The 21,038-nt window shown below is 61.6% G+C and carries 18 protein-coding genes and 2 pseudogenes; 12 read left to right on the plus strand and 8 right to left on the minus strand.

The annotated features are described in order from the left end of the window. Positions 1 to 6 precede the first annotated feature (6 nt). Together O1W68_RS18110 and O1W68_RS18115 are read right to left on the minus strand one after the other, a co-directional pair. A complete protein-coding gene (locus O1W68_RS18110) occupies positions 7 to 1,167 on the minus strand; it encodes a hypothetical protein (RefSeq protein WP_269305884.1) in 1,161 nt (386 codons plus the stop codon). After that, complete coding sequence (locus tag O1W68_RS18115; protein ID WP_269305885.1) at positions 1,164 to 2,351, minus strand: phosphotransferase family protein; 1,188 nt, start codon at positions 2,349 to 2,351, stop codon at positions 1,164 to 1,166. The genes O1W68_RS18110 and O1W68_RS18115 overlap by 4 nt, the downstream gene beginning before the upstream one ends. Before the next feature lie 122 nt (positions 2,352 to 2,473). Between O1W68_RS18115 and O1W68_RS18120 the strand changes: the two genes are divergently transcribed. The 4 genes and pseudogenes from O1W68_RS18120 to O1W68_RS18135 form a co-directional block, all read left to right on the plus strand. After that, a complete protein-coding gene (locus O1W68_RS18120; RefSeq protein WP_269305886.1) occupies positions 2,474 to 3,124 on the plus strand; it encodes a TetR/AcrR family transcriptional regulator in 651 nt (216 codons plus the stop codon). A gap of 335 nt (positions 3,125 to 3,459) precedes the next feature. Beyond that, positions 3,460 to 4,047, plus strand: coding sequence for an FKBP-type peptidyl-prolyl cis-trans isomerase (locus O1W68_RS18125; RefSeq protein ID WP_269305887.1), 588 nt, complete (start codon positions 3,460 to 3,462; stop codon positions 4,045 to 4,047). Between the two features lie 327 nt (positions 4,048 to 4,374). After that, positions 4,375 to 4,644 (plus strand): annotated as a pseudogene (locus O1W68_RS21640) (AAA family ATPase); the annotation flags it as partial. Then, positions 4,638 to 5,000, plus strand: a pseudogene (locus O1W68_RS18135) (ATP-binding domain-containing protein); the annotation flags it as partial. The pseudogenes O1W68_RS21640 and O1W68_RS18135, both read left to right, overlap by 7 nt. On the opposite strand, the gene O1W68_RS18140 reads toward O1W68_RS18135, so the two are convergent. Continuing rightward, complete coding sequence (locus O1W68_RS18140; RefSeq protein ID WP_269305889.1) at positions 4,997 to 5,242, minus strand: hypothetical protein; 246 nt, start codon at positions 5,240 to 5,242, stop codon at positions 4,997 to 4,999. The pseudogene O1W68_RS18135 and the gene O1W68_RS18140 sit on opposite strands and share 4 nt — an antisense overlap. 102 nt (positions 5,243 to 5,344) lie before the next feature. Here O1W68_RS18140 and O1W68_RS18145 point away from each other — a divergent pair, with 102 nt between their 5' ends. Further along, positions 5,345 to 6,142, plus strand: a complete 798-nt coding sequence (locus tag O1W68_RS18145) for a HugZ family pyridoxamine 5'-phosphate oxidase (RefSeq protein ID WP_269305890.1) — start codon at positions 5,345 to 5,347, stop codon at positions 6,140 to 6,142. Between the two features lie 198 nt (positions 6,143 to 6,340). Then, positions 6,341 to 7,729 carry an NAD(P)/FAD-dependent oxidoreductase gene (locus O1W68_RS18150; RefSeq protein ID WP_269305891.1) on the plus strand — a complete coding sequence of 463 codons (1,389 nt, stop codon included), beginning with the start codon at positions 6,341 to 6,343 and terminating at the stop codon, positions 7,727 to 7,729. Between the two features lie 28 nt (positions 7,730 to 7,757). On the opposite strand, the gene O1W68_RS18155 is transcribed toward O1W68_RS18150, so the two are convergent. From O1W68_RS18155 to O1W68_RS18165, 3 genes are all read right to left on the minus strand, one after another. Next, positions 7,758 to 8,141 (minus strand): ArsR/SmtB family transcription factor, encoded by a 384-nt coding sequence (locus O1W68_RS18155; RefSeq protein WP_269305892.1) that lies wholly within the window; start codon positions 8,139 to 8,141, stop codon positions 7,758 to 7,760. A gap of 99 nt (positions 8,142 to 8,240) precedes the next feature. Continuing rightward, positions 8,241 to 8,642: a PaaI family thioesterase gene (locus O1W68_RS18160; RefSeq protein WP_269306090.1), complete on the minus strand. Its 402-nt coding sequence runs from the start codon at positions 8,640 to 8,642 to the stop codon at positions 8,241 to 8,243. A gap of 289 nt (positions 8,643 to 8,931) precedes the next feature. Next, positions 8,932 to 9,693: a hypothetical protein gene (locus O1W68_RS18165; RefSeq protein ID WP_442972399.1), complete on the minus strand. Its 762-nt coding sequence runs from the start codon at positions 9,691 to 9,693 to the stop codon at positions 8,932 to 8,934. 201 nt (positions 9,694 to 9,894) lie between these two features. Between O1W68_RS18165 and O1W68_RS18170 the strand changes: the two genes are divergently transcribed. The 3 genes from O1W68_RS18170 to O1W68_RS18180 are packed head-to-tail and all read left to right on the plus strand — an operon-like array spanning position 9,895 to position 13,333. Further along, positions 9,895 to 11,370, plus strand: coding sequence for an iron chelate uptake ABC transporter family permease subunit (locus tag O1W68_RS18170; RefSeq protein WP_442972400.1), 1,476 nt, complete (start codon positions 9,895 to 9,897; stop codon positions 11,368 to 11,370). After that, positions 11,367 to 12,470, plus strand: coding sequence for a FecCD family ABC transporter permease (locus O1W68_RS18175; RefSeq protein ID WP_269305894.1), 1,104 nt, complete (start codon positions 11,367 to 11,369; stop codon positions 12,468 to 12,470). Before O1W68_RS18170 ends, O1W68_RS18175 begins: the two co-directional genes overlap by 4 nt. Continuing rightward, on the plus strand, positions 12,467 to 13,333 hold the full coding sequence (locus O1W68_RS18180) for an ABC transporter ATP-binding protein (protein WP_269305895.1): 867 nt from the start codon (positions 12,467 to 12,469) through the stop codon (positions 13,331 to 13,333). The genes O1W68_RS18175 and O1W68_RS18180 overlap by 4 nt, the downstream gene beginning before the upstream one ends. On the opposite strand, the gene O1W68_RS18185 is transcribed toward O1W68_RS18180, so the two are convergent. Together O1W68_RS18185 and O1W68_RS18190 are read right to left on the minus strand one after the other, a co-directional pair. Next, entirely contained in the window at positions 13,330 to 15,864 is a 2,535-nt protein-coding gene (locus O1W68_RS18185) for a bifunctional lysylphosphatidylglycerol flippase/synthetase MprF (RefSeq protein WP_269306093.1), read from the minus strand. The two genes, O1W68_RS18180 and O1W68_RS18185, sit on opposite strands and share 4 nt — an antisense overlap. Positions 15,865 to 15,968: 104 nt before the next feature. Then, on the minus strand, positions 15,969 to 17,270 hold the full coding sequence (locus O1W68_RS18190) for an alpha/beta hydrolase (RefSeq protein ID WP_269305896.1): 1,302 nt from the start codon (positions 17,268 to 17,270) through the stop codon (positions 15,969 to 15,971). 197 nt (positions 17,271 to 17,467) lie between these two features. Between O1W68_RS18190 and O1W68_RS18195 the strand changes: the two genes are divergently transcribed. The 3 genes from O1W68_RS18195 (at position 17,468) to O1W68_RS18205 (ending at position 20,844) form a co-directional block, all read left to right on the plus strand. After that, positions 17,468 to 17,884, plus strand: a complete 417-nt coding sequence (locus O1W68_RS18195) for a BlaI/MecI/CopY family transcriptional regulator (RefSeq protein ID WP_269305897.1) — start codon at positions 17,468 to 17,470, stop codon at positions 17,882 to 17,884. A 26-nt stretch (positions 17,885 to 17,910) separates the two neighbouring features. Beyond that, positions 17,911 to 18,873, plus strand: a complete 963-nt coding sequence (locus O1W68_RS18200; RefSeq protein WP_269305898.1) for a M56 family metallopeptidase — start codon at positions 17,911 to 17,913, stop codon at positions 18,871 to 18,873. Between the two features lie 279 nt (positions 18,874 to 19,152). After that, positions 19,153 to 20,844: a DEAD/DEAH box helicase gene (locus O1W68_RS18205; protein WP_442972401.1), complete on the plus strand. Its 1,692-nt coding sequence runs from the start codon at positions 19,153 to 19,155 to the stop codon at positions 20,842 to 20,844. The last annotated feature ends 194 nt before the right edge of the window (positions 20,845 to 21,038 follow it).

Consider the following 21,038-nt stretch of genomic DNA (forward strand, 5'->3'; position numbering starts at 1 on the left):
GGATAATCAGATGGCGACGTCACCGACCCCGGTGAACCCGTATTGCTTGTGGGGTCCGATGACCGCTATCTCGAAGAGTCCTGCGCCAGTGCGGGTGACGCCGTCCTCGATGATGGTGAATCGAGCGAGATTGTCGACTGGGCAGAGCATTTTCTTCCAGGGTTCGATCTCGGAGACCTTCTCGCGACACCCCTGGACCACCATCTCGCCCTGCCACATTCCGTGACGCCAATCCTGCTCGAGGCCATACCCGGTGCCGACCCCCAGGTAGTGCGGAAGCACTGGTTCGCATGTGACGGTGAGGACGTGATCCGGCTGGCCGGGCGAACCCGGTCTGCGGAAGTACAGTGTGCCCGTCTCGACTTCGCGGGTACCTGGAACGAAGGTCAACTCGTGATCCGGTCGGCCCAGCCATTCCCGTTCCCGGGTTAGATCGGCGAACACCCGCGTCGAGTCCTCGACGATTCGCCGACCGTGCCTGTCCTCCTGAATGACCGTGACGATAGAAAAATCTTCGAACTGCATGATCGAATAGATCCAAAAGAAGTTCTGCTCGGCAGCAATGGCTGGATCGGCCTTGCGTCCAGGTGGTTCCGCTTCGCCCACTGGCCGTACACCCCAGGAACGATCACGGTTGCCGCGCCATGTGTCCGGCGTGACGGACATGGCCTCGCCGTCGAGCGTCAGTGTCCCCGCCCACGTCCCGGTTTGGACGAACCGCTGGGTGTCGAAGGTGACCCGCTCGAGTTGCCGATGGAAGTGCCTCGCCTCGAGGTTCGCCGGCACGTCGGACTCGAATTCGAGATCGAAACTGAGGTCGGGAGCCTCCAGGCTCGGTTCGAGAACGACTCGCAGACGATGCAATCCCTCGATGATCTCGATCCGCAACGGTCCGACGGACAGATCCATGCGGTCCTCCCCCAGCGCTCGGGAAGCTCGAAAGACGAGGTGATCATCTCCGCGTCGCAGCACCGCGAACCCGTCGCACACACCGAGATTGGGATACTGGCCCAGTCCGATGATGAGGAACAGTGGATCGGCTCCGTCGACCCCGGCATGACAATTGAAGTAGTACCGGTCGTAAAAATTGCGGTCCGACGTGCCGACGTGTCGGATCGGCTCGGCGATCTGGTGGACTGGGTAGTCGTCGAGCGGAGATAGAGTCATAGCGCGGCTCCTGCCGTGACGACGGCCCAGTAGGTGCCGTCCAGCATGGCTTCGAGACTTGCTCGGTGCATGATCATCTCGTCTGGGTTCTCCGGCAACTGAGCTTGGCCGAAAGCGACGGCACGGCGCTGCACTCGGAACATGATGACGGCGTGACGAACAGCCGCGTACAGCGTGTAGAAGTCCAGATCGGCCGGTCGGTGCCCGGTCAGCTCGCAATACGTGTCGGCGACGTCCTCTCGGCGGAGAAGGTCCGGCAGCCCAGGGAGCCCGGCCGACGTGGCGAGGTCCTCGAAGAACCTGTGCAAGTAGACCATCCAGCCGAGGTCCAACTCGCGCGGACCGAGCGTGGCCATCTCCCAATCGAGTACCGCTGCAGGCCGGAAGTCCTGGTACATGACGTTGCCTATGCGGGAGTCGCCCCAACACAACACCGCCGGTCGGTCGTCGGTGGGCAGGTTCGCCTCGATCCAGTCGAGTCCGCGTTCGATCAGCGGAGACCGTGGTCCGTCAGCGGTGGCCCACTCGTAGTAGCGCCGTTGACCCGCCACATGCGCACGCAACGCCGCCTCTCCGGAGGGCTCTTCGTCGCTGTCGGTACATCTCAAACTCGGGCAGACGCGGTGGGGCTCGGCGATGGCATGCAGGTCGACGAGAACCTGGATAGAGGAAAGCTGGAGTCGGGAACGTTCTTCCGCCGTGCCCTCAGACAGCCAGGATCCGAAGTTGTACGGCATCACGTCAGGAGGGACGTCGCCATTGATCCGCTCCATGACGAAGAATTCGCCACCGAGTACCTCAGGCGAGGACTCCGACCAGTAGACACGGGGAATCGGCACCGACGTGTGTTCCGCAACCGCCCGCATGACATGGAACTGCTGGTCCAAGTTGTAGGTCGGGAAGATCGGCACCCCGATGGCGGCGGGCGCAATCCTCGCTACCAGCTGGTGCTCCGAGCGGCAACCGTCCTCGGTCCACACAGCGTCGAACAGCACCGTCTCGTTGGACATCCCTGTCCCGGCGGGAACTTCGGTCGAGGTCACCTCCGGCTGGGACTCGGCGTCGAGAACTGTGGCCAGCCAGCGCTCGAGTCGCGCCCGCAAGACAGCGGGATCGCTGCGGGACTCAACTGGTCTGGCGAGTTCGGCAAAGTCGGGATCTGCTCCCGTGGATTCAGAAGTCATAACCACTCCTAGTGGCTTGGGAGACACTGATGGCACGCGCTAGTCGTTACACTTCGTATCGACTGAAGTCGTGACAGAATGTAACGGACGTCACACCGAAACCACAAGGGGCCCGTAGAAGAATGCCGAAGGAACCCGAGGCCCAGCATCGGCTCGGCCCGCAGCGAAACCCGACGATCGACGCAGCCGTGCTGGATGCCACCCGCCAATTGCTGACTGAGAAGGGTTATTCCGGCACCACGATCGACGCGATCGCCGCCCTCGCGGGCGTCGGACGCCCCGCCATCTATCGTCGTTGGCCTTCGAAGGCCCACATCGTCAACGAGGCCGTCTACCCGGTTCTGGACACCGATCTGGGGGCCGACATCGACTCGACACTCGGCGTCACCGGCACGATGGTTGCCCAAGTTCACGCACTGGTGCAGGGCGCGGTCGCACTGTTCGCCTCCCCTGCCACCCGGGCAGCAGTCCCAGGGCTGATGAGCGAGGTGCGTACCGACGGAGCGTTACGTGAAGTACTGGTCGTACGCCAGCTCGCGGGAGTGCGAGCGGAGCTGGAGCGCCGAATGGCGGTGGGCAGCGAACAGGGCGAAATTCGTGCAGGTGTCGACGTGGACACTCTCCTCGACATCCTCGCGGGTGCCGCGATCTTCGCGATGTCGGTCCGCGATATCGACGATCCGAGACCGGTCGCCGACGCCTTGGCCGACATCATCCTGCACGGCATTCTTCCCCACGAGCAGTCGGAGGACGATACGTGGAATACCGAATAGGCCGGGTCCTATTGCGACCCCGTGGCAGATAGGAATCTCGGCCGCGGATCGACTGTCGCTTCAGCTCACCACAGCGGCCGGAGCCGTCCCGATACAGCCAGGGCTGCGAGCGTCTCCCCCCATCTGCGTCACTTGTTCGACGCCGACAGTGGCTTCCCATTGCCGGTAAACGGCGAGAGCGGACTCCTCCTGCAGCTCTGGTGGCACGTATTCCGTTGGCTGTCAGCATGATGAACGTCGATCGCTTGTCCCGAGGATTCCCGACGCGCTCGAGATTCGCAGGTGGCGGCGGGGAGCAGCTCTCACGCGCAAACGAAGTCTGTAGCGTGGTCGACGTGAATTATTCTCGCGCAACCAAATCCGGCATACTCGCGGCTTGCGCCGCGTCGCTCGCTGTGGTGCTCGCAGCATGCGGCTCCGATTCGACTACCTCATCGGTCAGCGAATCTGCACCTGCATCCACCGCATGCCCGTCCCAAGCGCCCGAGGCCGGCACCACACCCGAATGGACGCTTCCCGGATCCACCGGCAGCGTGGCAGTCGCCGGATCAACCGATACGACGGCGCCCCTCGTCGAGGTCACCACGCCGTTCGCTGTGACCGAAACCCAGGTACACACTCTGCAGACCGGTGACGGACCGGTCGTGGCCGACGACGCGACGGTCTCGGTGTGCTACATGGGAGTCAACGGCCGCGATGGTTCGGTCTTCGACAGCAGCTACGAACGTGGCGCACCGGTCGAGTTCCCGCTTGCACGAGTCGTACCTGGCTTTCAGAAGGCGATTGCGGGGCAAACTGTCGGGTCGAAGGTTGCCGTCGCGATGACATCCGCCGACGGGTACCCCAGTGGTCAACCGTCAGCTGGCATCGAGCAAGGCGACACCTTGGTTTTCGCGATCGAAATCATCGACGTCTCGGGCTGATACACCGCCTCGTCTGATAAATGGGGGCCGGTAGCAAGGCCATTCTCGACCTCCACCGAGCCGCTTACCGCGTGCAACAGCTTCCCTTCCCTTTGCAACACATAGCGCACCCGGGGGCTTGTGGCAAGACCCCGGGTGCGGCGCAGAATTACCGGCTGAATCCGAAAGCTGCAGAAAGGGAGGGAAACTCATGTATCTACCTGTGCCGGATTTACCACCTACTTCGATCCCATCGCGAATCGAGCAGTGGGAGGCGGCAGCGTGAGTCCTGTGACCGAAAGTGCCTTCGATCTCTCGGGTCGACTCATCGCCAAAGCCCACCCCGCGTTGATCGCCGACTGGCGCTCCCCTTCAGCCGAGCCGTACTTCGGCGCAACACAGGCCAACCCGATGGGGCTGGCGCGTCGGCGTCGGTATCGCTGGACTCGTGGCCGTGTGAGCGACTATCGGGACGAGGTTTCCACTGCTGACGAAATCGAAAGCGAGAATGGGGTGCGCCGGCACGCAGCACTCGACGATCACTCGGCATTCATAGCGAGTCTCGGCAGTGACAGCTCGCACCGGATGCGCGATGTGCTGGGGACGATCCAAGCCGAGCCGAACCGATCATTCGAACCGTTCTGCCGGACGCCAACGTTCCGACCTCCATTCGTCGGAGCGGCATCCCCGTCGTGCACGGACGCACGTCAGAGTTGACTTCGATTATCGAGTCATGGCTGGCCCAGCACACCGAAGGGATCGTCTGCATCGTCAGCGTCGATGTCACGGGCAGTATCGAACTCCGGGCGAATTCACGCGTTCGCGTGCTGACTCCAGAAATGTCCAAGGGCCTCGAATTCGATCTCGTGATTCTGATCCACCCCGACGCATTCGGTACAGACACAGAGGGAGCTGTAGACCGCTATGTGGCGATGACGCGTGCGACGCAAAAGTTGGTCGTGCTCGAGAGCTAGCCGTCGTGTTCGCTCTTACGTCGTCGAGCCCGCAAGCGACCGAACTTGATGGCGAAGGCCCCCAGAATCACCAACCACCCGGCGGCCAAGACACATAGCCCCACCGTGGTCGCCGACATGGTTTTGTGGTCATCGGCGTATACGTATCCGACACCCGCCCATATGGCAGCCACCACAACGAACAACCCCATTGCAGCCACCATGGCCCGGACCGTTTGGTTCGTGCGCATTACCTTGATCACCGGGTGAGTATGCCCGCGATTCGCGCGACGAAACGGATATTCGGAGTCGCCTGGGCCACACGAACGTTCACGACAGCCGAGCATGCTCCGTAGACTGCGATCATGGCACTCGATCATGGCGATCCCGGCGACGCTCCTTCCGTCCCTCCCCCATTGGGCGCCTTCGAGCCTGCCCGACGGATGTCGGCAGCCGAAGAGGCTCGAACCGTCGCAGCATCGACCAACATAGGCACCCTCGCAAGTTTGACTGTCGAGGGCGACCCGTGGGCGTCCTACATCACCTATGGCCTAATGGGAGGCTCACCGGTTCTGTGTGTTTCGAACATGGCCGAGCACGGAAGGAACCTCGATCACGACCCCAGAGCGAGTTTGTCGGTGGTCTCCCCAGCATCGGTCACCGATCCGCTCGCGACGTCGAGGATCACCTTGGCAGGCGTGGTGGAACGACCATCTAGAGATGAGATGGCCGCTGCGCGGCAGGCGCATCTATCAGCTGTCCCCGCCGCCAAGTACTACATCGACTACAGCGACTTCTCGGTGTGGATTCTGCGTGTGAATCGAGTCCGCTGGGTAGGCGGATACGGCCGGATGGATTCTGCACTCGGTGACGACTACTCACATGCGACAGCAGACCCGGTGGCAACGCAGGCCGCCGGTGCGCTCACGCACTTGAACGAGGATCACGGCGAATCGTTACTCGCAATGGCGCGCGCTATCGGCGGCTACCCGGATGCGACGGAAAGTACGGTCATGTCGGCCGACCGGTACGGACTCGACCTCGCCGTGCTCACTCCGCGTGGGAAGGCGACCACTCGCGTTGCATATACCGAACCGATTACAGCCCTTGCCGACCTACGCGCAGCAACAGTGGAACTGGCACAGCGCGCTCGCGCCCGGTGATCCGATGACGTGCTTCTGAAGCGATACAGAAGCCGGCGTGTCGGTTCTCGCAGTCGAGCTCTGATCACTTGCCCTGGTCAGTGGCACTAATCGTCATGCCAGCACCCGATTCGGCCTCCGACATGGGAACCTTGCCGAGACACCGCAAACCCGGACCGTTACCGTTGTGGTACATCTCAAATCTCTAGGAGCAGGTTAATGAGCATCCAACCGGTCGAATCGAAGCGTCATCACGTCGTTGTCATCGGTTCCGGATTCGGTGGCTTGTTCGGCGTCAAGGCACTCAAGAAGGCCGACGTCGACGTCACTCTGGTCGCTAAGACCACCCACCATCTATTCCAGCCTCTTCTCTACCAGGTGGCCACCGGCATCCTGTCCGTGGGCGAAATTGCGCCCACGACGAGGGTCATCCTGCGTAAGCAGAAGAATGCTGAAGTACTCCTCGGTGACGTTCTAGCCATCGATCTGACGGCCAAGACCGTCACCTCCAAGCTTCTCGAACGCGTCACCGTCACCCATTTCGACAGCCTCATCGTCGCGGCCGGAGCGCAGCAGTCGTACTTCGGCAACGACCACTTCGCCGAGTTCGCGCCTGGCATGAAGACGATCGACGACGCTCTCGAGCTTCGTGGTCGTATTCTCGGCGCGTTCGAGCAGGCCGAATTGTCGGACGATCAGGAGGAGAAGGACCGTCTGATGACCTTCGTGGTTGTCGGTGCCGGACCTACCGGTGTCGAACTCGCCGGTCAGATAGCAGAATTGGCAGATCGCACCCTCGACGGTGCATTCCGAAATATCGACCCCCGTGATGCGCGTGTCATTCTGCTCGATGCCGCCCCGGCCGTGCTGCCGCCCATGGGCGAAAAGCTCGGCCAGAAAGCCGCAGCACGTCTCGAGAAGCTGGGCGTCGAGATTCAGCTCAACGCCATGGTCACCGACGTGGACAACGACGGCCTGACCGTCAAGGAAAAGGACGGTACAACCCGTCGCATCGACGCACAGTGCAAGGTCTGGTCCGCCGGAGTACAGGGCAGCCCACTGGGGAAGCAACTCACTGATCAGTCCGGGTCCGAGACCGATCGTGCAGGGAGGGTCATCGTCGAACCCGACCTGACAGTCAAAGGCCATCCCAATGTTTTCGTGGTCGGCGACCTGATGTCCGTCGAGGATGTTCCCGGTATGGCACAGGGCGCGATCCAGGGGGCCAACTACGCCGCCAAGCAGATCAAGGCGTCACTGACAGGTGCTGATCCTGCAGAGCGCAAGCCGTTCAAATACTTCGACAAGGGGTCCATGGCAACGGTGTCGCGTTTCAACGCCGTCGCCAAGGTCGGAAAGTTCGAGTTCGGCGGCTTCATCGCTTGGGTCATGTGGCTCGCGTTGCACCTGTACTACCTAGTCGGTTACCGCAGCCGCCTGACTACGGTCATTTCTTGGTTCGTCACCTTCCTCGGCAAGGGACGTGCACAGATGGCGTCTACCGAGCAGCAGGTGTTCGCCCGATTGGCCATCGAACAATTGAACTCGATGGAATCGAAACGCTCGTCGAAGAGGGTTGAAAAGCAGGAGGAGAAAGCCGCAGGCTGACCGCTTTACCGAAGCTGATCACTCGGCGTCATTCGTGCACATCTCGTGCATGGGTGGCGCCGAGTTGGTGCAACATGCCGTGCACGACGTCGTCGTCGAGTCTGTAGGTCATCTTCTTGCCTTCGCGCTGAACGACAACCCATCCCTCGTTGCGAAGAAGGCGTAGTGCGTGCGAGACGGAGGTCGGCGTCATCTCCAGCGCCGACGCCAGGTCGGTCACGCAAATACCCGGCGCCCTGTGCATGCACAGCAGAATGCGGAGCCGGGTCGGATCGCCCAACAGGTCGAAGCGTTGGACCCACACCCCGATGTCGTCGACTGCATCGATTGCGGCACGCGCCTGGGTGACGTGTTCGGGATCGAAGGCTCCGGCCCCCGGCGACGACATACCGCTACCGGCCGATTCACTCATGATCGCAACGGTAGTGCGTCGAGTCCGAGGAGTGCCATCGACGCGACAACGCAGCGCAGACACGAGCGTTCGCCCCGCGCCGACAGTCCACCTGCAAGCTCATGTCGCGGCGTTTCCCAGAATTGCTGTGTCGACGATATTTGCGAGTCGAACTTTGCCTTGCGCAACAAGCTTTCCGGCTTCGTCGGATATGTCCACCTGCCAGATCTGCTGAGTGCGGCCCCGATGGACGGGCGTGGCAACGCCGGTGAGTTGTCCCGAACGCGTTGCGCGGAGGAAGTCCGTGTTGTTGTTGACGCCAACGACGTGTCCGCGGTCGCCGAGCCACACGCTTCCGCCGATGCTGGCAAGCGACTCGACCACGGCACAGAGAACCCCACCGTGCATGATCCCGGCTGGTTGGTGCAGCTTGGGTGTCACATCCCAGGAAGCACGGACTCGATCACCAGAGACCTCGAGATACTCGAGCCCCAGGGTGCCGTCGAAACCCTGGGCGACCATCTCGGTGATGTCGGTTGGATCGACATTCGTGTCAGAGGTAGTTGTTTCCTTCGGTTCGGTCTGGCTCATCAGGCCCTCCTAGGGTGTCGTGGCCGCGCGTGGCGAGCGGCGTGTGATCTCACCAGGACTACACGAGACCCAGCCGAGAAAAATCGGCGGGCCCCACATCCGAATGGATGTGAGGCCCGCCGCGGCAAGGACCGGGAGTCACTGCAGCCCTCAGGACTCCGGCGCGGTCCGTTAGTTCAATGCAAGCCTAGGCTATCCTTATCCGATCGACAAGTGGTAATCACGGGGCGCGCAAGCGAAGTCGCCCGATCGATGCCGGACGAGAACGAACCGGAACACCGGCAGCAACGAACGCGTCGAGAAGATCCTGACCGCGACGAGCACTCGATACTCCGAGCGATCCAGACAACATGGGCACGTGTGTCGATGCACCGAGCACTGCATCGCCCACCAACGACCAGAAGACCCGCAAGTTGAGGGGCGCACGATCAGCGATCGCCCGGGCAACGACATCGAGGGAAGTGACGCATCGGTGAGCCGTCCAGATCAGCAGTGCTTCCTCGCAGGGGAGAGTGACCGTCCCCGAAGCTCCATCGAGGCTGTCGCCGGGCAAGACTCTCAATACGGGTGAGGTAAGCCCTGCCCAGTCGATTCCGCCGTCGCTGTCCATGTGAATCCACAGATTGTCGATACCCGGATCCCACGCCCGCCCTTGAAGAACCAAAAGCGCGACGACGCGGCCCACGATTGCATGAATCAACGCGGTTGCCACCTGGACAGCTGCCACCTCGGGAGTCTTCACGTCCTCGAGAGAGCGAGTGATCATCTGCTCTACTCGACCTCTTTCGAGGCCTGCGGCCAACTGCCACCAGCGACGCTTGGCCTCGTTTGCCATCGATGCAACCGCATACATGCGGGGATAGTCCGAGTTCAACGCACGAAGACCGACGCTGGCCGCGCCCAGTGGACCGACGTCGTCGCTGCACGTAAGCGAACGATGCACATCGGCCCAGGCATCGGACGTCGTTGTTGCAACTGACACCAGAACACTCCCTTGTTCGAAAGGTACAACCCTTAACGGGTTGTAATATAGGTTAGCCTAACCAATCCATCTGGTCGACACCGCGTCTTCATCATTTTTCGCCTGTACGGATTGGCTACCCTTCCCGGACGCACGGACTGACAAAGGGTTCCGTAACCTAAGCAGCGGTACCTTCAAACAAAGTGAGGAGTCACAACAACAGTGACGACGGCCCCATCGCTCGGATCGAAAAATCCCCGTCGACCATCGGACGTGGACTTTTCGAGAGAGGAGATCCCACGCGGCCCTGCCCCGTGGTTTCTTCGCGTCCTGGCAGCGATCGTCGACCTTGCGATCGTGTTGCTACCTGTGGGCATCGGGTGGTCGATCGTCGATTCTCTCCGCGACGACAATGGTGGTGGTGAGGCGGACAGGTTCGTCTTCGGAGCCATCTCGGTGATCGTTGCAATCGGGCTGCTGCTGTGGAATCAGGGTTTTCGCACCGGGCGCGACGGTCAGAGCACTGGCAGGCGATGGACCGGACTCGTAGTCCGCGACTCCGCGACCGGAGGACCGATCGGTGTCCGTCGGGGACTCTGCAGGCAGTTCGCTCTCGGCCGCTCGAGCACTGAGGTGGTACGCGACAAGACCGCATACGCCGAAAAGTTCGCACCCGTCACGCGCGACACCTCGGTGCAGGCCATCCGTAGACGTAGGCTGTTCGGACTTCTCGTTCTGACCGTCGCGCTGGCAGCGGCGATTCTCGCGAGCATCGCCATCGGAGCGAGGCCGCTTACATTCGAGGAGATCGGCAATGCACTGGTGCATTCGACTGGCACCGATACCGACATCATCGTTCGTACTCTGCGCCTCCCGCGCACCCTCCTTGCGCTTGTCGTCGGAATCGCGCTCGGGATCGCCGGAGCCCTGATTCAGGGCCACACCAGAAACCCCCTGGCCGACGCCGGGTTGCTGGGTCTGAATGCCGGCGCAGCCTTCTTCGTCGTGCTCGCCATCTACCTGTTCGGATTCAACTCCCCCAGCCAGTATCTCTGGTTCGCCTTTGCCGGTTCGGCGCTGGCGAGCGTCGTGGTATTCGGGTTGTCCTCGATCGGGAATGGGAAGGCGAGTCCGCTCAATCTTGCGCTCGCGGGTGCTGCGGTCGCGTTCTTCCTGGCAGCCATGACCAATGCAGTGGTGCTGATAGACCAAACAACCTTGGACGGTTACCGGTTCTGGTCGGTGGGCTCGGTTGCCGGCCGAGGGCTGGACGTCCTCTGGCAGGTTCTCCCGTTTCTCGTGCTCGGCGTGGTCATCGCTCTCGCCAGTACTCCGGGCCTCAACGTCATGAGCCTCGGCGAGGACGTCGCACGCTCGTTGGGTGTCAACATCGCACTCAGCAGAACTGTCGGCATCATCGCCATTACGCTGCTTACGGGTGCCGCGACGGCTGCGTGCGGACCGATCGCGTTCATCGGACTGGTAGTGCCACACGTTGCCCGCGTCGTCACCGGACCGGACTATCGATGGCTGGTCCCTTACGCAGGTTTGATGGGCGGCGTGATGCTTCTGATGGCAGATGTCATCGGACGCGTTGTCGTGCGCCCCGGCGAACTACAAGTGGGCATCGTCGTTGCACTGTTCGGCGCCCCGTTCTTCATTGCGCTGGTCCGTCGACGAAAGTTGGCGAGCCTGTGACCACAGTGAAATCGAATACCACGTCCGCGGAGGCAACGAGGCTGACAGTTCCGTCCAGGCCTGGATTCCGGATCGGTCGCTTCTCGCTGGTACGGCGCCCCTTCATGGTGCTCGTCAATCTCGTTCTGTTGGCGGCACTGTTGCTGGTGGTGTGCCTCAACATCGGACGGGGAGACTTCCCCCTGTCGATAGGGCACGTCATCGACGTGCTGCTCGGTGGCGGCACCCGAATCGAACGATTCATCGTGATGGACTTACGATTGCCGCGCTCTCTTACCGGGGTGCTCGTCGGGATGGCACTCGGTATGTCCGGTGCTGTGACGCAATCCATTTCGCGAAACTCACTGGCAAGTCCAGATATTCTCGGTATCACCGCCGGCGCCAGCGCGGCAGCCGTCGCGCTCATCGTCCTCGGTGGCGGTAGCACCTTCGCCGGCATACTCGCGACCCTCGGGTTGCCGCTCGCTGCGCTCATCGGTGGAATCGCCACCGCGGTGGTCATCTACGCACTCGCATGGAAGCGCGGCGTCCAGGGATTTCGGTTGATACTCGTCGGAATCGCTATCAATGCCATGCTGACAGCGTCGATCGGATGGCTTCTCATCAGTGCCGACATAAACGACGTGTCCCGAGCTCAGCTGTGGCTCAACGGCTCGCTGAACGGTGCAGACTGGAGTTCGGTGTGGCCGGTCCTGGGCGCGGTACTCGTTGTCGGCGGCCTGACCGTCATGTCGACTTTCACCCTCGGCGCTCTCCGCCTCGGCGACGACAACGCCCGATCCCTCGGCGTGCGACTGCAATTGCGTCAGGCAACAATGCTTCTCGCTGCGGTAGCGCTCGCGGCCATCGCGACGGCCGCTGCAGGCCCCATCGGATTCGTGGCGTTGGCAGCCCCCCAGATCGCACTGCGGCTACTGAGAACACCCGGTCCGCCGATCATTGCGTCGGCGATCCTGGGTGGGTTACTCGTCGTCGGCAGCGATCTCATAGCGCGAACGATCCTGCCGGTAGAGCTTCCCGTCGGCATCGTGACCTCCGCACTCGGCGGACCGTTCCTTCTGTACCTTCTAGTCCGAAGTAATCGAAAGGCCTCCGCATGACCGCCACCGATTTGCCACGTCTCGTCGCGGAGGATCTCACCCTCGGATATGGAGACCGCATCGTCGTCGAGAATCTCGGCCTGGAGGTTCGGACCGGTGTGATCACCACGGTGATCGGTCCCAACGGGTGCGGCAAATCAACTTTGTTGCGCGCACTCGGCCGGTTGCTGAAACCGAAGTCGGGCAGGGTGGTCCTCGACGGAAAAGCGATCTCGTCGATGCGCACGAAGGACGTCGCGCGGGTCCTCGGGATGCTGCCTCAGGCACCGGTCGCGCCGGAAGGCTTGACTGTCGCCGACCTCGTCTCACGGGGTCGCCACCCCAATCAATCCTGGATTCGACAGTGGAGCTCGGACGACGAGTCGGAGGTCGCGAACGCCCTCGAGCTGACCGGAGTCGGCGATCTGGCCGATCGTCCTGTCGACGAACTGTCCGGTGGTCAGCGCCAGCGGGCTTGGATTTCCATGGCACTTGCACAGGGCACGGACATTCTGCTGCTCGACGAACCAACCACTTACCTTGACCTCGCTCACTCGCTGGAGGTTCTCGACTTGATCGACCGACTCCACGAGGACCTGGGCCGCACCGTGATCATGGTGCTTCACGACCTCAACTTGGCCATTCGCTACAGCGACCAGATCATCGTCATGTCACAGGGCAAGATAGTCGAAGCGGGTCGCCCCCAGGACGTAATCTCCGAAAAGCTTCTACTCGACGTGTTCGGCCTCGAAGCGAGGGTGATCGAAGATCCGGTTTCCGATCGCCCCCTCATCGTTCCTATCGGTACTCGACACGTCTACGGCGCCGTAGGCGGCCCACACAGGGAAGCGGTCGTAACGACCTCGTTCTCCTCGGAGAGCTAACGCTCGATCATCGTTCGGACCAGTCGATAGCCCTGCCCCAGCGAGACTTCGGGGAGGTACGCCCGACCGACCGCATTTCCTATGCTCGGCAATGCCGCTGGATCGGCAAAGGTCATATGCATGGACTCGTACCTCGGCTGGAATTTCGATTTGAAGGCGAGCAGAGACCTGAATCCGTACACCGGTTCCAAGGTCCTGCCCAGCACGTCGAGCAAGCGGTCGAGCAGAGTCGAGAAGGTCGACGCATCGGCCGACGTTTCCGCGCCGCGGCCGTCGTCGATCTTGGCCAGGGGTGCACCGGACAGGCTCAAAAATCTCACACCCTCTTGCTCGAGGAGCAGAGCGGCCGATGCAATGAGGAATTCCATCGCAGGTCGAAAACCTTCAGCGCGGCGACGCATGAAATCGAGAGTCCAGCCGACGATCTCGCCGTTCTCGTATACCGGCATCCATGAGGTGATTCCGTGAACGGTCCGATGCTCGTCCACAGCGATCAGGCACCGGACGTGTGGATCGTCGACTTCTTCCAGGCCTCCGAGTGTGAAGCCCATTTCGGGCATCCCTTTATCGGCGACCCATTCCTCCGAGATCGCTGTGATCTGGTCGGTGATGGCAAGTGGAGCTTCGGGGAAGCTGATCCACTCCGCGACCACACCCGCCTTCTTTGCACGATTCAAGGCCGTCCGGACGTCTTGAAATCGTTTACCGGTGAATGCAAGATTCTCGAGGTCGAGAATTGTCTCCTCGCCGACCTGAATGCCACCCCACCCGATGCTGTCGGTGATCTCCCGCACCTGAGGTGTCACGGAGTAGAAGCATGGAATCCATCCGTTCTTCGAAGCAAACTCGGCGAAGTCGACGACGTTGTCGTGCAGTCTTTCTCGTGGCCCTACTGGATCGCCGGTGGTCAGGGCCACGCCGGAAATGACCCGATACGCAACATAGCTCCGCGCATCGGGTGAGAACCAGTACTTGTTGCCACGCCAGGTCGTCATCCACGACAGCGCGCTGCCACTGCTGGTTGTCAGCAATTCCTTGGCCCGTTCGGTGGCGTCGGTATCGACACCGTACGCAGGGGTGAGAAAGGTATTGAGGACGAGTACGCACAGTGCAGCCCAGAACACGACCCCGGTCCATTCGAAGAGCAACGTGGTCGGAATGCTCTCGGGCAAGAACCGTGGCTCGAGCCACTGGAGATACACCGGTGGCACCAACCTCTGCGGGAAGTCCGCGAGCAATCCGAGGATCGAAGGTTCGTTGTCGAATCCCCCGCGCGCCGCGAGGCCGCCCAGAACGTACAGAACAGCCAGACCCACTGCCGATCCGACGACGGCGAAGCCCCATGTGCGGTACGTCCCCTTCGGCGCTGAGACGTCGAAGAACTTGCGCGTCAACAGTAGAAGAACGAGAACCGCAAGGGGCAGCAGGAACGGAACAATCGTGCGGTACGCCGTCGGCGACTCCAGACCGTAGAAGACCGACTCGTCGTCACCCGATTCCACGAATCTGATCGCAAAGTTGGCCACGGACAGGATCAACAGTACGATCTGGGCGAAAACTGTTGCGGTCCAAGCGAATTTGCGACCTCTCCGCAGCCCGTCTGCCAGAAACAGCAAGAAGATCGATGGCATCAGCGAGAGTATCGTCGGTCCCACTCCACCCAACCGCAACTCCAGAAGGCCGGTACGACATTCCGGATCCGTAGGTGAATCGGCACAGATTTCGCGCACCTCGGCGGCGGTGTACGGAACCCCACGCACGACGTCGCGTAACACCGCGAACGGGCCGACGGCGTCAGGACTCAATGCAGCGATGACCGGACCGAGCGCACTTGCAGCCACGATGAGCGCAACGAGCACACGACCTTCGCGCTGCGTGCCGGCGAGCCTCGGACCCCGCGCAGACCTCCCCACGATCACGGGACCGAGCAGCAATCCGACCACAGCGGACGCGAGGCGAATGACATCCTGCAAATGCCCACTGAACAGCGCCAGCGTGACCAACAACGCGAACAACCCCACGCGGATACGACGTCGCCACAAGGTGTCCATGCGAGCGCTTGCCACCATGACGACACCCACGATCCACGTCGTAGGCCCGATAGCGGTTCCGACATGCAGCCGAAAACCCCAGTCCGCGTCGAACATCTTGGCCAAGGCTGCGACTCCGAGGCCTAGCAATGCACCCAATACCTGAGTGAGTAATGCAGCTATTGCAAACTTGACCGAACCTATCCTCCGTTCGATCGGAGCGGCGGCCACCAGGATCGCAACGATCGCCACCACGTACCCAAGGACACCGGGCGCGACAAGCCCGGAAGTCAACGCTGTCCATACCCGGAACTCCTCGAACGGCATGATCCCGACGGCGAAGTCACGATGAACCATGTTGCGCCCGAGGCTCGCCCCGAGAATGCCGAATATCAAGACAGCGGTCAGCAATCCGAAGCTGACGGGCGCTCCCTTGGCACCGAATACGATCAGCGCCCGCAGTCGCACGAGTTGTCTTATCGCTTTGTGCCACGCGGTCACTGCTCGGAGTCGTCGCCGATCGAACCAAGACGGGGTCGCAGGAGTCGTGTCCGGTGCCGTCGCATCTTTGGATGGGACCTGTTGGTTTCCTTCGGAAATCTTGCTCACGAGATCAGTCCCACTCTCTGCATCAGCCACGGCAATTGCTCTTTGAGACCTTCGGACCAGACGGCGAAACTGTGGCCACCCGGCACCTCGGAGTAACGGACATCCATTCCTGCTGCCTGAGCGGCTTCGTACACCGTCTTCTGTCCTGGTTTGTAGTCGTTGTCGTCCGCTCCGACGACGAATGCGCCACCAGAATCGGGAAACTGCCTCGTCTTCAGCAAATCCATCGGATTCACTGCTAGGAATGCGGCCTCGTTCCCCCCGAACACTTCGTTCACTGTTCGGTTTCGATCGCCGAGCGTCGGCTCGAGCTGGCCCGACAGATCGAGAAATGTCGGATAGACATCAGGAAAATTTGTTGCCATCTGAAGCGAGCACGTACCGCCGTACGACAATCCACCGATCGTCCAAGTGCGCGGGTTCGAATCGACTTGGAGTCCGGATGTGAACCAATCTGGTACGTCCTTGGCCAGGTACGTCGCAACGTTGCCGAGGGCCGAGTCCACGCAGAGCGGATTGGCAAGGGCCGACCCAGTGGCGTCCGCCACCACGACCACCGGTGCAAGACCGTCGTGATCGCGCGCAAATGCGTCCATCGTTTCGATCAGCTTGCCCCCGTTCAGCCAATCTTCGGGTTCCCCCGGTTGGCCGGCCAGGAGCACCAGAACCGGCAGCAGTGGGCGCGGATCGACAAAATAGGCCGGCGGCAGGTACACCTGTGCATCTCGCGCACTGAATCCCGAGGCAGTTGCCGGAATCGCCACCGAGGTCAGTTTGCCGGCAGTTGGCATGTCGGCCGGAGGACGCCAGGACGTGTCGAGTGGATCGCCGGTGACCACGCCGACTTCTGGACCGGGAAGATCCGCGAGGGAGATCCGATCGGCCGAATCGACCCCGAACACTGTGCCAACAGTGGGATACGCCGAGAACACCAGGTTTATTTGCGTGGACGCCGCAAGAACGACCAATAGCGCAGCGAGAATCGATGTCGCTCTACCCAACAATCCCGACGCCACCATGGTTCTGGGCACCACGAGCAGCAGTGCGGCAGTTCCGATCGCGATCCATAAGTAGATCTCGACCTCGATCGGATCCGGAAACGGCCGCCACACCTTTTCCACGACGTAATAGAGAGAAAACCCGAAGACCGATGCCACCACGAGTGCGATCGGTACTGCTCGCAGGAGATACCACCTGCGCCTCGACGCCAGTAGCCACAAGGCACCGAGGAGGCCGAGGATCGATACCAAGATCGGCGTGGTGCCGCTGATCAGCGAAAGAGACAAGATCGAGTGCACTCCGCCCCCTCCAGCACGTCGAAGACCGGACTCCGATGAAGTTCTGACACCACTGCAGAATAGGCATGTCGGGGTACGAAATTGGGACTGTCGATGAATTCGCCACGCAACAAGTTCGACCACGCCGCAATTCAGATCATAGATTTACTACATGGAGTAGTACGCATTTGTGTCGCACTACCCGTAGACTTGTCAGAATGGCAGGTCTAGGCGAACTCGAACGTGCAGTAATGGATCATCTGTGGGCTTCCACGGAGCCACAGACTGTTCGACAGGTGCACGAAGCGCTCGCCGCACATCGTGAACTGGCGTACACAACGGTGATGACCGTGCTCCAGCGGCTTGCCAAAAAGCAGCTGGTAGTTCAGCAGCGCGATGATCGCGCACACCGCTATGCCCCACTTCACAGCCGCGACGAGTTGGTTGCGAGCCTCATGGTGGACGCTCTAGCGCAAGCACCCAAGTCCGGTGGACGAGCAGCAGCATTGGTTCACTTCGTAGGCCAAGTGGGGGCAGACGAAGCAGCGGCCCTCCGAGAAGCGCTAGCGGCTCTGGAACTGGCACAATCGGATGTACATTCGACGTCACATGTCGGAGCGCCGCAATCCGATTGACCCCTGCCATCGGTTAGTGAGGACCATTGAACTCCACCACTGCGCTGGTTTTCGCGGTACTCGCACTGCTTCTTGCAGGTCCCGTTCCTGCTGTGTTCTCTCGTGCAACATGGCCCTACCGCGCGCCGCGTGCAGCTCTTGTCCTCTGGCAAGCGATTGCTATCGCTGCGGTGCTCTCGGCGTTCAGCTCGGGTCTGGCCATAGGTGGCCTGTTATTGGTCCCCGGTCCGGACGGCCGTCCAACCACAGCTCCGACTGACGAAATCGAAGCACTTGGCCTGCCACTGTGGATTCTGTACGTGGTGGTGCTGGCAATCACCCTGAGCATCGGTGCGAAACTGATGTTCTCCTTCGTCCAAGTATTCGTGCGAACACGGCGTCGGCGGGCACGCCATCGCATTCTGGTCGACCTGCTCGACCGCAGCAGCGACTCCGATCGGCCGTTCCCAGGCGTGCGAGACGCGGATGTACGTGTCCTCGATGCCGTAGAACCGATCGCTTATTGCCTACCAGGTCTTCGTCAACGGGTGGTGCTCAGCGAGGGCGTGTTGACCAATCTCAACAGGTTCGAGATCAAGGCAATCCTCAGTCACGAACGCTCACACCTACGTTCTCGTCACGATCTCGTCCTCGAGGCGTTCACGGCAGTCAACGAGGCTTTTCCACGCATCGTCCGAAGTCGATCCGCCCTCGGTAGCGTGCAGTTGCTCGTCGAACTGCTGGCCGACGACTCTGCCGTCAAGGTCACCGGGCCGACACCGCTGGCTCGGGCACTCGTGACGTGTGCCGGATCGACCGCTCCGCGTGGTGCACTTGCGGCAGGCGGCCCGAGCACCCTGATCAGGGTGCGACGTCTCGGTGGTCCTCGTACCGATATCCGCATCAGCATTTCGGCGTACCTTGCCGCCGCGATCATTTTGGTTCTGCCGACTATTTTCGTCGCGATGCCGTGGCTCGACGAGCTCGGTCGGCTACTCGGCTCGAGTTAGCCGTGTCGTTCCCTCTCGGGAGTAGGACAGCTCACATATTTCGAGTCGATGAATCGAAGACCGGTCGCGTACAGTAGTCCTAGGTCGCCATCGCGGCCTAGTAATTCGATAAGGCACAAACAGCCCCACTCTGCGCGAAGATCAACTGCGCAAGGATGGCCAGGTGACAGTGCCCTGGCTCGTCTCTATGTGATCTAGCTGTTTTATGTGCCCTTCTCCTGCGGGTCTTTCTCAGCTGTGGCTTCGTGGCGTGCCCGTAATCCGGAGAGGTTCAACTGCGTGACTCACGCTGTTTCGACTAGTACACCAACAACACCCACCGCAGAAGAAGTACCGACCACGGTCGTCACCTTCGCCGAGCTCGGACTCCCCGAGGCGGTAGTGGCCGCTTTGGCCCGCAACTCCATCACCGTGCCTTCGCCGATTCAGGCCAAAGCACTCCCCGACGCGATTGCCGGGAAGAATGTCCTCGGACGTGCACAGACCGGCTCGGGCAAGACCCTGGCCTTCGGTCTACCAATTCTTGCTCGCCTCGCACAGCACACAGACAGGCCAGCCGCCAAGCGTCCTCGTGCGCTGGTGCTGGTTCCGACCCGTGAGCTTGCTTTCCAGGTCGTGGACTCCCTGCTCCCCTACGCCAATGCGCAGGGTCTTCGGTTGCTTGCTGCGGTTGGCGGCACGCCGTTCAACAAGCAGGTCGAGCAGCTTCGCCGAGGAGTCGACGTTCTCGTCGCGACACCAGGGCGTCTTGCCGATCACCTACGCCAGAGCACCTGTATTCTCGACTCGATCGAAATCACTGCCCTCGACGAAGCCGACCAGATGGCCGACATGGGATTCCTTCCCGAGGTGCGTGCCGTTCTGGCGGACACTCCGGCCGATGGACAGCGAATGCTGTTCTCCGCCACCCTCGATCGTGAAGTCCAGTCACTCGTTCGCCAGTTCCTTCCTGATCACGTCGAGCACTCGACGCAGGACGGCAAGGCCAGCGTCAACACGATGGATCACTACATGCTGATGGTCGATCGCGGCCAGAAGGATGTAGTTCTCTCCGAGATCGGTGCGCGCGAGGGCAGGACGATCATGTTCGCTCGGACCAAACTTGGATGCGACGGCATCACCGACCGCCTCCGCGCTCTTGGCATCGCCGCAGAGTCTCTCCACGGCGGCAAGGCCCAGAACCAGCGCACCCGCGTCCTCGAGCGATTCAAGGCCGGGCGCACGCCTGTTCTGGTCGCAACGGACGTCGCGGCCCGTGGAATTCACGTCGACGGAATCGATCTGGTCGTTCACGTCGATCCACCCGCAGATCACAAGGACTACCTTCACCGCGCAGGCCGTACCGCCCGTGCAGGCGAAAAGGGCACAGTCGTTGCGATCGTCCTGCCGAACCAGCGTCGACAGGTTCAGCGTCTGACCGGAATGGCTGGAGTCAAGGCGACTTCGGTCAACGTCGCACCAGGCTCGGCCGAGCTCAACAGCATCACCGGAGCGAAGAAGCCCACGGGCGACCCATTGCGCGCCGAAAGCAGTGCGCCGAGGGACCGACGCGACAGCCGCCCTCGTTCGGGTGGCTACCAGGGCGATCGGTCGAGTTCGGGTGGCTACCAGGGCGATCGGTCGAGTTCGGGTGGCTACCAGGGCGATCGGTCGAGTTCGGGTGGCTACCAGGGCGACCGTCCCCGCACCGGCGGTTACCAGGGCGACCGTCCCCGCACCGGCGGTTACCAGGGCGACCGACCCCGCACCGGCGGCTACCAGGGCGACCGACCCCGCACCGGCGGCTACCAGGGTGACCGTCCCCGCACCGGCGGCTACCAGGGCGACCGACCGAGTTCGGGCGGCTACCAGGGCGACCGCCCCCGCACGCAGTCGACATTCGTCCGCGAAGAGTCGAAGACAAGCGGATTTCGTAGCCGCACCGATCGCCGCTCGTACGACGGCTTCGACGGGCCTGCGCGCGATCACTGATAGTTGATCGGTTCAGTTCATTCGAAGGTTCAGTTCATTCGATAATGGAGGGCACGGCTTCGTAAGAAGCAGTGCCCTCCATTTTTGGTTGCTGCATCCGTCTGAGCTCTGTCGGGCACCAAATTCCGCTGACTCGATCGACGCGATGCGCGTGCCTGGCTTTCGTTTGTGCGCTCGGCAAGGAAAGCTGTACT

This window comes from Rhodococcus sp. H36-A4, assembly GCF_027158005.1.
In the GTDB taxonomy this organism is placed as follows: domain Bacteria; phylum Actinomycetota; class Actinomycetes; order Mycobacteriales; family Mycobacteriaceae; genus Rhodococcoides.